Source organism: Maribellus luteus (assembly GCF_003576475.1).
In the GTDB taxonomy this organism is placed as follows: Bacteria; Bacteroidota; Bacteroidia; order Bacteroidales; family Prolixibacteraceae; genus Draconibacterium; species Draconibacterium luteum.
Map to the genome: position 1 here is coordinate 17,746 of NZ_QWGR01000002.1, position 14,614 is coordinate 32,359.

The 14,614-nt window shown below is 36.9% G+C and carries 11 protein-coding genes; all 11 read left to right on the forward strand.

The features are described 5' to 3' along the window. Window positions 1–4: 4 nt before the first annotated feature. The 11 genes from D1614_RS02880 to D1614_RS02930 all read left to right on the forward strand — a co-directional run bounded on the left by D1614_RS02880 (window position 5) and on the right by D1614_RS02930 (window position 14,608). Window positions 5–382, forward strand: a complete 378-nt coding sequence (locus D1614_RS02880) for a GxxExxY protein (RefSeq protein WP_119436390.1) — start codon at window positions 5–7, stop codon at window positions 380–382. A gap of 76 nt (window positions 383–458) precedes the next feature. Further along, a complete protein-coding gene (locus tag D1614_RS02885; protein WP_119436391.1) occupies window positions 459–1,031 on the forward strand; it encodes an acyltransferase in 573 nt (190 codons plus the stop codon). After that, on the forward strand, window positions 1,024–2,334 hold the full coding sequence (locus D1614_RS02890; protein ID WP_119436392.1) for a nucleotide sugar dehydrogenase: 1,311 nt from the start codon (window positions 1,024–1,026) through the stop codon (window positions 2,332–2,334). Before D1614_RS02885 ends, D1614_RS02890 begins: the two co-directional genes overlap by 8 nt. A gap of 116 nt (window positions 2,335–2,450) precedes the next feature. Then, the gene (locus D1614_RS02895; RefSeq protein ID WP_119436902.1) at window positions 2,451–3,341 is read left to right on the forward strand and encodes a Gfo/Idh/MocA family oxidoreductase; all 891 of its coding nucleotides are present in this window, start codon (window positions 2,451–2,453) and stop codon (window positions 3,339–3,341) included. Between the two features lie 254 nt (window positions 3,342–3,595). Then, the gene (locus D1614_RS02900; protein WP_119436393.1) at window positions 3,596–5,101 is read left to right on the forward strand and encodes a lipopolysaccharide biosynthesis protein; all 1,506 of its coding nucleotides are present in this window, start codon (window positions 3,596–3,598) and stop codon (window positions 5,099–5,101) included. Between the two features lie 59 nt (window positions 5,102–5,160). Further along, window positions 5,161–6,510, forward strand: coding sequence for a phenylacetate--CoA ligase family protein (locus D1614_RS02905; RefSeq protein WP_119436394.1), 1,350 nt, complete (start codon window positions 5,161–5,163; stop codon window positions 6,508–6,510). Between the two features lie 30 nt (window positions 6,511–6,540). Continuing rightward, entirely contained in the window at window positions 6,541–7,449 is a 909-nt protein-coding gene (locus tag D1614_RS02910; protein WP_119436395.1) for a glycosyltransferase, read from the forward strand. Window positions 7,450–7,455: 6 nt separating this feature from the next. Continuing rightward, window positions 7,456–8,469, forward strand: a complete 1,014-nt coding sequence (locus tag D1614_RS02915) for an FkbM family methyltransferase (RefSeq protein ID WP_119436396.1) — start codon at window positions 7,456–7,458, stop codon at window positions 8,467–8,469. A 430-nt stretch (window positions 8,470–8,899) separates the two neighbouring features. Continuing rightward, window positions 8,900–11,065 carry a heparinase II/III family protein gene (locus tag D1614_RS02920; protein ID WP_162304390.1) on the forward strand — a complete coding sequence of 722 codons (2,166 nt, stop codon included), beginning with the start codon at window positions 8,900–8,902 and terminating at the stop codon, window positions 11,063–11,065. Window positions 11,066–11,163: 98 nt separating this feature from the next. Further along, window positions 11,164–13,260, forward strand: a complete 2,097-nt coding sequence (locus D1614_RS02925; protein ID WP_147383987.1) for a heparinase II/III family protein — start codon at window positions 11,164–11,166, stop codon at window positions 13,258–13,260. After that, window positions 13,250–14,608, forward strand: a complete 1,359-nt coding sequence (locus D1614_RS02930) for a phenylacetate--CoA ligase family protein (protein WP_119436399.1) — start codon at window positions 13,250–13,252, stop codon at window positions 14,606–14,608. Before D1614_RS02925 ends, D1614_RS02930 begins: the two co-directional genes overlap by 11 nt. The last annotated feature ends 6 nt before the right edge of the window (window positions 14,609–14,614 follow it).

The following is a 14,614-nucleotide window of genomic DNA, read 5'->3' on the forward strand; positions in this document are numbered from 1 at the left end:
AGGAATGACTGAAAACGAGATTGCAAAAATTATAGTTAATACATGTTATGATATTCATGTAAAACTGGGGCCCGGATTGCTGGAATCGGTTTATGAAGAAATTTTGTTTTATGAATTGACTTCCCTGGGGCTGAATGTTGAAAGACAAAAAGCTATTCCATTAACCTGGGAGGATAAAAAAATGGAAATCGGTTTTAGAGCAGACCTTATTGTTGAAAACAAGGTAATTATTGAACTAAAATCAGTGGAAGTAATTGCCCCCGTTCATCCCAAACAATTACTAACTTATCTTAGAATTACCGGGTTGAAATTGGGTTTGCTTATTAATTTCAATGAGAGGTTAATAAAAGATGGACTAACACGTATTGTGAACAGGTTATAGAAATTGCTTAGCGTCCTTGCGTCTTTGCGTGGTAATTTTTTTCGCAAAGTCGTAAAGTGGCAAAGAGGAGAATAAAATGAATAAGAATTATTACGCACACGAAACAGCTGTAGTCGACGAAGGAGCTAAAATTGGTTCGGGCACAAAGATTTGGCACTTCTCGCATGTGATGGGTGGTGCTGAGATAGGCGCCAATTGTGTGCTGGGGCAGAATGTTTTTGTGGGCAACAAGGTAAAGTTGGGAAACAACGTAAAAGTGCAAAACAACGTTTCGGTGTACGAAGGAGTGTTTTGCGAGGACGATGTTTTTCTGGGGCCATCAATGGTTTTTACCAACGTAATTAATCCGCGTAGCGTCATCGAACGTAAAAATGAATTCAAAAAGACCCTCGTGAAGTGCGGAGCTACTATCGGCGCCAATGCTACCATTATTTGCGGAGTTACGCTTGGCGAATACTGTATGATTGGTGCGGGAGCTGTTGTTACAAAAGATGTCAGGGCTTTTGCTTTAATGACCGGAGTTCCGGCCAGACAAACCGCTTGGGTGAGCCGGGCCGGGATGGTTTTAGGTGAAGATCTGATATGTTCCGAAACCGGAGAGAAATACAAATTGGTGAATGATCAGCTCAAATTAGTTGAGAATGAATAAAAAAGATATAATACTTCGGAAGATCGAAAACAGGCAGATTACAGTCGGGGTGATTGGCCTTGGATATGTCGGTCTTCCATTAGCGGTTAATTTTGCCAATGGTGGAGTGAATGTTATTGGCTTTGATACATCCGAAGAGCGAGTTGCAAAGTTGAATGCCGGGAAAAACTATATTTCAGATGTCGATGACCAACTGGCAGGCACATTGTTGCTGGAAAAGAAGCTGATTCCGACCACTGATTTTTCGTTGCTTAAAAGTTGTGATGCCATTTTTATTTGCGTGCCGACTCCGCTCGACGAACTCCGGAAACCTGATATGTCTTTTATACGTTATTCCTGTGAGGAAATTGGAAAGTACCTGACTCCCGGAACATTTATCAGCCTGGAAAGTACCACGTATCCGACAACTACGGAAGATTTTGTTTTGCCGATCCTGGAGAAAGAATCCGGATTAACGGAAGGTGCTGATTTCTGGCTGGCTTATTCGCCTGAAAGAGTTGACCCCGGCAACAAGGACTTTAATACAAAGAATACCCCAAAAGTGTTGGGAAGTCTGAGTAAAGAGGGGCTTGAAATAGGTGAAGCTATTTATACGCTGGCGGTTGATGAGGTTCATGCCGTGAGTTCGCCACGTGTAGCCGAAATGGTGAAAATACTCGAAAACACCTATCGCCTGGTGAATATTAGTCTGGTAAATGAACTGGCTTTGCTGGCCGGGAAAATGGATATCAACATCTGGGAAGTGATTGAAGCTGCCAAGACCAAACCGTTCGGGTTTCAGGCTTTTTACCCGGGACCGGGAATAGGTGGCCATTGTATTCCGCTCGATCCGTTTTACCTGGAAAGTATTGCCCGGAAATTCAACTTTGAATTGTCGATGATTCACACGGCCGGGCACATCGATCTTTTGATGGCACACCGGATGACTTTGAAAATTACTTCGGCACTAAACAGGCAAAAAAAATCCATTAACGGCAGTAAAATCCTCTTTCTAGGAGTGGCTTACAAGCCCGATGTTTCAGACGAGCGCGAGTCGCCGGCATTAAAAATCATGGAGGAGGTTATTAAAAAAGGCGGAGAGGTAAGTTATCACGATCCTTATATTGCTGAAATCAACATCGGAGGGGGAAATATTCTTGGTTCTGAAGCTCTGATTGCAGAAACCTTGGGAGAGGCTGATTGTGTAGTGGTTTCAACCAATCATTCCGCTTTCGATGCCGCATTTATTGAAGAGCATTCGAAGCTGATAGTCGATTTGAGAAACTTAATTAAACAGGCTTCCGATAAAGTGTATAAACTTTGAAAGGATGAAAAATCTCTGTGACTCTCCGTGTTCTACTTTGTTTGCTCTGTGGTAAAAAAGATTAACCACGGAGTTCACCGAGAAGTCACAGAGCTATGCAGAGAAGAAATAATACAATGAAACGATTTGCAATAATAGGAGCAGCTGGCTTTGTGGCAGAACGTCACATCAGGGCGATAAAAGAGACCGGAAACGAAGTAGTAGCGGCCATGGATCCCTTTGATGTGATGGGACGTATGGACAGTTATTTTCCCGAAGCCGAGTTTTTTACCTCGGAAGATGAACTGGAAGCGTTCTTTGCTAAATGCCAAAAAGAAAACAATCCGGTTGATTTTGTAAGTATTTGTTCTCCCAACTTTTTGCATTTTAAACACATTGAACTCGCGCTGAAAAACGGGTGTAATGTTATTTGTGAAAAGCCGCTTGTGATTCAGGCTGCCGATCTCGATAAAATCAAAACGTTGGAAGCGAAAACCGGAAAGAAGGTTTGCACCGTTTTGCAGCTTCGTTATCATCCAGCCATCTTACAACTAAAAAAAGAGGTTGACAGCAATCCATCCGACAACTATTCTGTGAATTTAACCTACATCACATCGCGCGGTAAGTGGTATGCCAAAAGCTGGAAAGGCGATCCTGCCAAATCGGGAGGTGTTGCAGCCAATATTGGGATTCATTTTTTCGATATGCTAAGCTGGATATTTGGGAGTGTAAAAAAGAATGAGGTAAAATTTTATGAACCGGCAAAAGCTTCAGGTACGCTCACTCTTGAAAAAGCAAGCGTAAACTGGTTCCTGAGCATCGACGCAGCTGATCTTCCGGAGGCTGCAACTATAAAAGGTCAGCGAACCTGGCGCTCCATTGCGGTGAACGGCACCGAAATAGAATTCAGCGGCGGATTTACCGATTTACACACCGAAACGTATCGCCAGATATTGGCCGGTAATGGCTTTGGGGTGGAATGTGCGAGGGAGAGTGTTGAGCTGACGGAAGAGATTAGAAAAGAATAGATGGCCTCGCCTTCTTTTGAGAAAGGGGAGTAGATTGTTTGTTGACATGCAAGTCTAATCTTTTGTTTTTAGGTTGATGAGGAAATGGTTCAGCTTATCTTGCCAATTCCGGTTTTTACGGTCAGTGCATATTGTTGCTGATGTCCTCGAATGTTCCTTTTAATCCAGACTTAATTCTGCATTGTTTCAAGAGAAAGATTAATTTTGACGAGCTTTCTCATCAGGTTGAGTGACTGTGGGATTATTTTCAGACCATGTTAAAAGATATAAAACAGACCACAAAACATACGGCGGTGTATGCCATCGGGAATATCGGGACAAAGCTGATAGGCTTGATTCTAATTCCTCTTTATACAAATGCCAACTATCTATCGCACGATGATTATGGCGCTTTGGCAGTTTTGGAGGTTACTTTACAGCTTCTTACAAGTGTTTTGACGATGGCTATGGCTAATAGCCTGTCTCGTTGGTATTGGGATAGCAAATATTCAGACAGGCAACAAAGCATATTTTTTACTTCCGTAGCTTTTCTTGTTCTAATTATAACTCCTGTAATCTTAGCATTACTCTATTTTGTATCAGACTTTTCCTTTTTGATATTTTCAACCACTCAATACTCATATTTATTAAAATTAACCTTCATTACAGCAGGGATTCAAGTTGTAAATAACCAAATATTTACCTTAACTCGCTTGCAATCGAAGTCTGTCTTTTATTCGATTTTAACCATTGTTCGGATATCGGTTAATCTAGGTTTGATATTATGGGGAATTATCGTCAAAAAAAGAGGGTTAGATGCTATTTGGGAAGCATATATGATTGGGGAAGGAATAATCCTCCTGATGTTATTCCCATATTTTATACGGAACAGTTCTTTTAGGTTCGAGAAAGGAATTATCAGGGAGATGCTTAATTATGGCTATCCACTTATGCTTGCATCAGCTTCGGCTGTTATTTTATCGACCGCTGACAGGTATATGTTAAATTCGATGGAAGGGCTTGAGAAAACAGGAATTTATTCCTTGGGATATCGAATTGCCAACACTTTGAGGATGGTCGTTTATACTTCGGTGGCAACAGCTTTGCTTCCTTTAAGGATGAAAAAAATGAATGAACCGGACAACCATCGATTTTATTCAAAAAACCTGACATATTTGGCTTTTGTCTTTGTCGTTGGACTACTAGGCTTATCTCTTTTTGCATTGGAATTCCTAAAACTTTTTACCGGTTCTCCTATTTATTGGGAAGCAAATAATTTGGTTGCAATAATTTCGTTTGCTCTGTTATTCTCTTCAATGGAAGATTTTATCATAATCGGGTTGATGATTAAGAAAAAAACAGGAGTTCTAGGTGTCTTGATATTAGTAACTAGTTTTTTAAATATTGGGTTAAACCTTGTTCTCATTCCTCTATTGGATATTTACGGAGCTACTTTAGCCACTCTTCTCTCCCAAGCTTTTTTGTTTTTTACAGTGCTTAATAAATCGCAAAAAGAATATTTCATACCTTATGAATGGCGAAAAATATTCACATTGGCAATCGTTGCGCTAACCTTTGTTGGTATTGGATTATATATTTCTTCGGTGCCAGTGTTTGTACGCCTTGTTGTAAAGTCAGTTTTATTTTTGGGATTTCCATTTGTTTTATACTTTTTCAATTTTTATGAGAAAGTGGAAATTGACAACATTAAAAAGATTTTCAGAAATTGGAGCAAGCCCGAATTGATAAAAGATAACTTTAACCGTTTGCTAAAAAGTTGATTGTTCGTGGCTTGTCTTGATGTTTTTTGGCTGACAGATAAGAATATTTCAGAGGATATATGTTAAAAGCATTAAAAGAAAAATATTATCAATTACCCTATCGTTTCAGGCACGGTTACAAAACCTTAAAAAGAACGACTGCCTTTATTCAAGAGTTTGAGTATGCTGATAAGTCTACTATTCAGCAAATGCAGTTTCAACGTTTACAGCAGATAATAAATTTTGCGTGGAAAATTAATGGGTATCGTGAATTGTGGGAAACGGCCAATTTCTCTCCTGATAAATTGAAATCAATTGATGATATTCAAAAGATCCCCTTTGTTACAAAAGAGTTAATCAGAGATAACTATAAAAAGTTTTCTGTTCCTAAAAAATGGAATGTTCAATATGTGTCGACAGGGGGGTCAACAGGTATTCCGATGGGGTTTTATGAAAAACTTGAAAACACACATATTGAAAATGCTTTTATTTACGATATCTATAAAAGAGTACATCCTGACTTTAATATTGATGAAAAGTCATTCACTCTTAGAGGAAAGGCTCTAAAGAACATATATGAAAGCAATCCTAAAGGTATCAACTTATCCTCGTACAACATAAATGAGAGCACTGTAAAAGAATATACTGCTTTGATAGATAAGTATAAATACCGTTATTTAAAAGCTTATCCATCATCGTTGTACCAGGTTGCAAAACTAATGGAGGATAATCATCTCAGTATGCAACATCATTTTGAAGCAATAATGTTAGGGTCAGAACCTCTGTTTGATTTTCAAAAAGAGCTGATTCAACGGGTTTTCAATGCTCCAATAGCCCATTGGTACGGGCATAGTGAAAAAGCCGTGCTTGCTGCCAATTGTGAGCATTCTGAAAAATTTCATGTTTATCCGCAATATGGAATAACCGAAGTGGTAGATAAAAACGGGAATCGTGTAAAAGAGGGTGAAACCGGCGAAATAGTCGGGACAAGTTTTTGGAACTTTGCAACTCCCTTTATTCGTTACAGAACGATGGACTATGCAGAGCTGGGGGCAAACAAATGTTTTGAATGCGGAAGGAACTATCAACTATTTAATAAAATTGAAGGCAGGGAACAGGACTTTGTGATTGATGTGCAAGGGAATAAGATAACCTTAACGGCACTTATTTTTGCTCAGCATTTTATTTGTTTTGGCAGGATAAAACAAATGCAGATTAAGCAAAGGGAGAAGGGAGTGATAAGTGTTCTTGTTGTTCCAACAAAAGATTATAATGAGAAGGACTCTGAAGAGTTGCTGTCAAAAATCAAAACAGCGGCAACAGGAGGATTAAGTGTGAAAATAAAAATAGTAGACTCCATAAAGCCTTCAGAAAATGGGAAAATAAGATTTTTAGATCAGAAAGTGAATTTTAGCGAATCTCTGTTGTGATGATGTTAGTATGTAAAAAATAAAAGGATAATGTTCGAACACTTTTTAATTACCAGGTTCAATTTAAAATTAGATAGTATAGAGGAGTTAAGTAAGTTTCCTAACGAATTTGTCTTTCTTAATTCAAATAATCAATTGTCAAAGCCGAACATAAGATTTAATGAAAAGGATTGGATTGAATGGACACAAGAACGATTCGGGATATTTAACGAGTATACACTACCATCGGTTTTGCAACAGGAGTCAGCCGAATTTAAATGGTTGATATATTTTGATGTTGAAACACCATCTGTTTTTACTGAAAGCATTGAAAAAATAAAGCGAGCTAATAATGTTCATATTCTTTATGCAAAAGGGGTAAAAGGATTTCACGAACAGTATATTGAAGATATTTATCGCCTTTCTGAGCACAAAGAATGGATAATAACTACGCGCTTGGACAATGATGATTGTTTAGAGAAACAAGCAATTCGTACAATTAATAGCATGTTTAATCATCAAGAAAATATTATTTCAATGGCCTCTGGTTATAAATATAACTATGATAATCATGAGTTAGCTCACTCGTATTGGCCAAATGGGCCATTTATTTCAATTGTCGAAAAGATTAATAATGGTAAGATCAAAGGTGTCTTTCATAAGCCTCATGGTCGATATCGGGAGACAAAAATCAATTGGAACAATCTATTAAAAAGAAAAAAGGCTTCATTCATTTTTGACAAACCTTTATGGTTAGTTGTTTGTCATGGTAAAAATGTTTATAACGACTTCTATACTGGCTTTCCCGTTTTAAGTAAAAAAGATCTTTCTGGTTTTGGTTTATCTCAAGACTCAAAATCATCTTCGCTTACTAATATCACTAAATTTGCAAATTACGTCATTTGGAAACGTCATTTGTTTTCTTTAATAACACGGTTTCTTAAATTATATATTAAATAGAATATTATGACTCCAATCGGTCAGTTTTGTAAAAAGCTATTCCCATTTGTTTATTTTCCTTTAGAAAGACTCAACAATTACTTTAATCGTTCGATTTATGTTGTTGATGACCTTGGTTATAGCTTTAAGAAATATGTATCTGAGAAAAATTTGGAACAGGTCATGGTAGACCTAAAGGTTAATTTAGATGACTATTCTCAGAAGACGGTAGATATCATTTCGGAAAGAGTATTAAACTATCCTGATAAAAGATATAATGTAAAAGTAAGTCCAAGTAAGAAGAATGTTATTGGAGGCCTTCTTGAAGAGGAGAAGAAAGAAGTGTCTATTGGTCGCATGAAAACTAGAGAATTGGTGCTTGAGCATAAATATATCGAGGAGTCAATCTTTTATTATTATCATGGTCTAACTCTTTTGCCCGAAGGCGTTAGAAGTTATATAGAGAATGAAGATTTTATTGATTTAGGTGCTTATGTCGGAGACTCTGCAATTGCTCTTAATTCATTTCATTACAGAAAGATATATTCTGTCGAAATGTCATTAAGTTCAATTGAAAAGTACATTTTGAATTTATCAGAGAATAATATTCCAAAGGGAAAATACGAGATTTTAAATTATGCTATTTCTTCAGACAAAAACCTTCACATCCCCAATTTCTCTTCAGGAGGTCTTTCCTTAAAAAAGGAAATCATCAAAGACAAGGAGACTGTTCCTGTTGAATCTAAATCTTTGGATGAGATAATTAAGGAGTATCAGATAAAGCCACGCTTTATAAAAGCCGATATTGAAGGTGCATTAATGGACTGTTTAACGTTGGGAATAGCTTCGATAAAAAAATTCAGACCTGTTTTGTCGTTAGCAATTTATCACAATCCTATCGAATTTTTTGAAGCTAAACCTTTTCTTGAAAAGCATTTAGACAATTATGTTTTTCTTATCAGGAAATTAAACAGCAAAATATACAATAATCATTGTCATGCCGAAACAACATTGCTTGCTTATCCTATTGAAGCTTTATAATAATCGTGATTTTCAGAAAATCAAAAAGAGATTAGTTAAAGGAAATTATAGGTATAAATATTCTTTAAGGTATGAATGATTTAGAAAAGTACTATAAAGCTGGAGAATATTAAAAGGTTAAATGATCATTTACAACGCGTAACAGCTAAATTATTAGACAATAAAAGCGGAAACAGGTTTTCTGAGAAGTAGCGAAAAACGGCCTTTTTATAACTGGCTGGGAAATAAGTCGATATTATCTTTAAAGAATGACTTTTTTGGAGGACGGGGAGTAGTTAAAAACAAAGTGAAATATGTTCTTCTTTTAAATATAGATTAGTTTTTGTAAGTTACTTTCGAATATAGTTTTTATTGGCAGATAAATGTTTACCTAATAATGATTCTTGTACGCGAGTGTTTAGAGTTGTTATTTCAAAACAGGACATTAACAGTGAAATCCATTTCATTCTATATTAAAAAAATAAGAGGCAGTTCCTTTCCTGAACTTTTAATTCTTCTTTATTCAAAAATTAGAAGAAACGTTTCCCCTGTATTCAGATTTCGGGACTTGTATTTCAACACCCAATCAAATTCATATTTACAACTTAATTCAATAATAAATGTTGGCGGATTCAAAGAGTTAAATGACACCCGTTTACAATATTTTGAAAATATGTGCTTATCTCATCGGTTCAATTTACTCGGAAGCGGATGGGTAACTAACAGTTATGATTCCCGATCTTTAGGAGTTGAAGGGCATCGTTACGAGATGAATGTGCCAATTAAAGAGTTTGACAACGAAGGCCTGTGGTTGGAGGTGATCGTTCGGAAATCGCACCTCAAAAATGCTCAAAAAATATGGAAGCTAATCGATGATAACGACTATATACCCATTGATTGGCAAAAAGATTTTAAAAGTGGATTTCGTTGGAGTAGTAAAGATTGGTATAACGACGTAAGAAAAGGGATTGTTGGAGAAAAACCAGGTGTAGACATAAAGGTGCCATGGGAGTTGTCGCGGATGCAACACTTTCCATATTTGGCACTACATTCAACCGGCAAAAATAGAAATGCAATCGTTAAAGAATTTCGGAACCAGGTTTTGGACTTTATTGCTACCAATCCGCCTCGTATGGGGGTAAACTGGAAGTGTACAATGGATGTAGCCATAAGAGCAGCCAATCTCTTGATTTCTTATGATCTGTTTTGTCAGAAAGATGACGGGAATGTATTTGATAAAGAAATTCAAACAGTGTTTGCCAATTCTATGTACGAACATGGCCGGCATATATTTCATAACCTGGAGTGGCAGGTAGATATGACATCAAACCACTACCTGGCAAATATAACGGGGTTGTTGTTTATTGCTGCTTATTTAGAGAACACAAAAGAAACTAATACGTGGTTGGTGTTTTGTACAAACGAAATTATAAAACAGTACCAAAAGCAATTTTATGAGGATGGAGCAAACTTTGAAGCGAGTACCTGCTATCATCGGTTAAGTAGCGAAATGATCGTTTATGCTACCGCTTTGTTACTTGGACTGCCAGATGAAAAGGTGGCGGTTTTAAAACACTTTAAAAAAAATAGCAGAAAGGTTCCGTTCCTATACCGAGATAAAATACAATATTACAAGATCGAGGACAACAAATTATATTTCCCCGATTGGTATTTGCAGAAACTCTCCAACACCAGACATTTCACTAAAAACATTTCCAAACCTTCGGGAGATGTAGTACAGATAGGAGACAATGATAGTGGGCAGTTCTTCAAGTTATTTCCTGTGGGTAATTTTATGAGCAATAAAGAAGCCGGCGATATTTACTTAAATCTGGAAGGCTATAATAGTTTGATGTCTGAAAATGATCTGTTTTGGGACGAAAATGCACTTAATCACTCCGGTTTATTGAATGCATTTTCCGGATTATATGATTCAGTCGTTCATAGTGTAGAGGCTGGTTTTGTCAAAAAGCTCTCTCGTAATTACATGTTAAAGTATAATCCGGAGTATTATAGATTAAAAATTGATACGAATTTTGTTATTCCGGAATTACCGTTTGAGGATCAACTAATAACCAAGGTTGGAGAGTACACGGATCGTCCAATTCTGGAAGGGGCAAAACTTTATACTTATTCCTATTTTGGGCTGATTATTATTAAATCTCCGGAATTGTTTTTTTCGGTTTTTTATGGTCATCATCAAAATTATTATTGCAACTGGGGGCATGCTCACAGCGACAAATTATCGGTGGAATTATCTATAAATAATACGGATATTTATAGCGATCCTGGAACTTATATTTATACTGCATTGCCCGAAAAGAGAATGCTTTTTGCAAAAGCATCAGCTCACCATACTATAGATACAGGGGTTGAAAGTCTCAAAAGAGAATCGACCTTTCTGGCAAGAGCAGATTATCAGGTTAAGGTCATACATTGCGATGTTTCGAAGATTGTTCTCTACATTGAATATGGTGATGTGAAACATCTGAGAGATATTTCTATATCGAATGAAGCAATTATTGTTAACGATAAATGTAACAAGCATTTTACATATCCTCAGTTTGGGTTTATGTCAAATGGATATGGCAAAATCAAAAAGATAGATTTACGATAGTGTCAGAAATTCTAAAAATATTGCTCCATAATAAGCTGAATCTAACCTTTTGGGGGAAAGTATTCAGGATCATTGTATTTAAGATTAAAAGCCCTTCATTGAGACGTAAAGCACTAAAGGGAGATACACGCTGTTATTCACAACATCAGTCTTTGAACACTTTTTTGAGTGTGATAGATATTCAGCACAGTATTGAAGAATCGGTTGTTGATTATCATATTAAAATGTACCTCCGTCATCGTTACGACTTATTGGGAAGTGGATGGGTAAAGCACACATACTGTTCACAACCGTTGGGAGTGGAGGGCATCAAGTACAATGAAAACATAAAAATCGAAGACTTTGATAAGGCAGGGAATTGGCTGTCTAAAATTTTAGCACCGGCGCACCTTGAAGAATCAAAAAGAATTTGGGCCTTGACGGATGAAGGCTATGAACCGATTGACTGGCAGAAAGATTTTAAGTCGGGGGCCAGGTATGGCAATAACATCTGGTACAAAGACTGCAGGAAGGTTGTCAATAAAAAGGGGGTGGATGTAAAAGTGCCTTGGGAACTGTCCCGGATGCAACATTTAGCACAACTTGCGGCTTTTTCTATCTTCAAAAATAAAGAAGTCCGGAGTAAAATTATACGGGAGTTTAGAAATCAGTTTCTTGATTTTTCGGCAACCAATCCACCACAAATGGGAGTGTGCTGGAATTGTACTATGGATGTTGCCGTTAGAGCCTCCAACCTTTTAATCGCCTATGATATTTTAAAACAAGTAGACGATGAAAATATTTTAGATGATGCCTTTGGGGCGCTCTTTGTTCAATCAATGTATGAACACGGAAAGCACATTGTAAACAATATCGAGTATGCTTTTATCCCCTCCAATCACTTTCTTTCTAATGTGGTTGGTTTGCTGTATATATCAGCCTACTTGCCAGGCTCGGAAGAGACCGATACCTGGCTGGCTTTTTCTTTGCAGGAAGTCATTGCCCGTATGAAACAGCAATTTTCCGACGATGGGACTAATTTTGAGAGTTCAACGGCTTATCACCGAATAAGCACTGAGATGATGCTGTATGCCACAGCACTTATCGTAAGCTTACCTGAAAACAGAAAGAAGGCCCTGGCAAAATACGACCATAAGCGTTGGACGAAAAATCCGGTATTAAAAGCCAGGAAATTCCAGGAATGGAATTCAGAATCTGGGAAAATACTTCCTGACTGGTTTGTTAAACGCTTATACCAAGCCGGGCGTTTTGTTTTTGATATTACAAAACCGACGAATGAAGTACCGCAAATAGGAGATAACGATAGTGGCAGGTTCTTGAAACTTAGTCCTGTTGGGAAGTTTGTTCCAAATAAGGAAGTCGAGAAAAAGTATGCCAACTTAAATGGCTACAATGAACTGATAAGCAATTATGCTGAAGAAGATGAGGACTTTTGGGATGAAAACGCATTAAATCATTCTTCATTACTGGCAGCGATGTCAGGCTTGTTTGATGATTCCGACTTTGATCGTTCAAATGATTTATGGTTGGAGAAGAGTCTTGTACAAAGTTTAAGCAATGGAGAAAAATTTCGCATTTCTGGTACGAATAGTATTGTGAGCTCTCTTTCTGCTAGTACAGAAAATTTAGAATACAAAAGCGAATGGGTATATACAGCAAGTCTCAATAGCCGTGATAAATTAACCGACAAGCTGCAATTCATTGCATATTCCGATTTTGGGGTTTACATTTTTAAATCAACCAGAGTTTATCTTTCAATATTGGGAGTAACAAATTCTTCGAATCAACCGTTTGCTCATTTTCACGATGATAAGCTTTCGTTTGAGCTTACTATTGATGGGAAAGATATAGTTGTAGATCCTGGTTCGTATTTGTATACTCCTTTGCCTGACATATATAAGGCCTTTAAAAGCTCAAAAGCCCATCATTCAATAATTGTGGAAAGCAGGAAGCAAGGATTAATTCATAATTTGTCAAGAAAAAACAGATACCCCAAGATAGACATAGTAGGATTAGACGTGAATAGCATTTGCTTACAAGTCAAAATGAAGGACATTATAAAACAACGAAGATTTACTATCGAAGAGAATAGAGTTGTCATTGAAAGTTCTTGCAATAGAGCGTTCCTGGATAATACAGGAAAAGTTAAAGAGTATTCTAACGGGTATGGAAAATTATTGAACAATGTCTTATAGAGAAAACAAAGTAATTAAGCATTTATATAAGTTAACTCCAAGAATATTACGACCTGGAGGAGTTTGGTATCTCAAGACACAAAGCTTAATAAATAAAACTGAGTTTCTTTCAAAGGAAGAAATAGAGGAATGGCAATTGTATCGATTGAAAGACATTGTTGTTTTTGCCTGGAACAATATACCTGGATACCGGGAACTGTGGCAATCACATGGAGTTGATCCTTCAGCGTTAAAGCAACTATCCGATATAGAGAAATTTCCAACAGTTTCGAAAGAGTTTCTGAGAGAAAACATAGCTGTTTTTACAAAAAAGCAGCTTTTCATGCAATATCAAACCACCGGAGGATCAACAGGAATCCCATTTGGGTTTTATGTTCAGGAGAGAAACAAATACATAGAGCGAGCTTTCATTGATGATATTTGGAAGAGAAAACATCAAAAAGATAAAAATCCCCTTAGTGTTATTTTGAGAGGGAAGAAAACATTAAAGCCCGTTGAATTTGACCCTATTGAGGGGATTCTGTTATCTTCATACGAGATAGATCTTAAAAATGTAAAAGAATACATACAAATTATTGAAAAATATCATCCTGGAATTTTTCAGGCTTATCCATCGGCAATTAGCCAAATGGCTAAAATAATGAGCGACAATAACCTACAAATCAATCATCAATTTGATTCAATAATGTTAGGGTCTGAACCATTGTATGAATTTCAGAAGGAAATTATAAAACAGGTTTTCGATGCGCCGATTTCTCATTGGTATGGTGCGACAGAAAAAGTTGTATTAGCCGGGAACTGTGAATATGACCACCGTTTTCATATTTTCCCTCAATATGGATATACTGAAATACTCAAAGAGGATAATACTTATGCGCAAGAAGGGGAGACAGGGGAAATTGTTGGAACAAGCTTTTGGAATTACACTACTCCTTTGATTCGTTACAGAACAATGGATTATGCTGAAGTTGGGAGTGGTCATTGTGAAAAATGTGGACGAAATTATCAATTACTAAATAAGATTGAAGGCCGAAAACAGGATATTATCATCGACAAAGAAGGCAACAAAATTACCCTTACCGCATTAATTTTTGCACAGCATTTTCATGCATTTGGTAATATAAGACAACTTCAGGTAGTACAAGAAGAAATGGGAAAGATTACACTTGTTGTTATTCCAAATAATAACTTTTCGGGGAAAGATGCTGAAGAACTAATTGCTAAAACTACGAGAGCTACAAACAACAGACTTGATGTTACTGTAAAACAAGTGAAAGAAATTCCTCTAACCTCTCAGGGTAAATTAAGGTTTCTTGATCAACACCTGGATATGGCTAAATATATTTAAACGCTC

Excerpts from the sequence above, each read along its gene's own strand:
- D1614_RS02880 (WP_119436390.1), top strand. The coding sequence starts at position 5 with ATGACTGAAAACGAGATTGCAAAAATTATAGTTAATACATGTTATGAT.
- D1614_RS02885 (WP_119436391.1), top strand. The coding sequence starts at position 459 with ATGAATAAGAATTATTACGCACACGAAACAGCTGTAGTCGACGAAGGA.
- D1614_RS02890 (WP_119436392.1), top strand. The coding sequence starts at position 1,024 with ATGAATAAAAAAGATATAATACTTCGGAAGATCGAAAACAGGCAGATT.
- D1614_RS02895 (WP_119436902.1), top strand. The coding sequence starts at position 2,451 with ATGAAACGATTTGCAATAATAGGAGCAGCTGGCTTTGTGGCAGAACGT.
- D1614_RS02900 (WP_119436393.1), top strand. The coding sequence starts at position 3,596 with ATGTTAAAAGATATAAAACAGACCACAAAACATACGGCGGTGTATGCC.
- D1614_RS02905 (WP_119436394.1), top strand. The coding sequence starts at position 5,161 with ATGTTAAAAGCATTAAAAGAAAAATATTATCAATTACCCTATCGTTTC.
- D1614_RS02910 (WP_119436395.1), top strand. The coding sequence starts at position 6,541 with ATGTTCGAACACTTTTTAATTACCAGGTTCAATTTAAAATTAGATAGT.
- D1614_RS02915 (WP_119436396.1), top strand. The coding sequence starts at position 7,456 with ATGACTCCAATCGGTCAGTTTTGTAAAAAGCTATTCCCATTTGTTTAT.
- D1614_RS02930 (WP_119436399.1), top strand. The coding sequence starts at position 13,250 with ATGTCTTATAGAGAAAACAAAGTAATTAAGCATTTATATAAGTTAACT.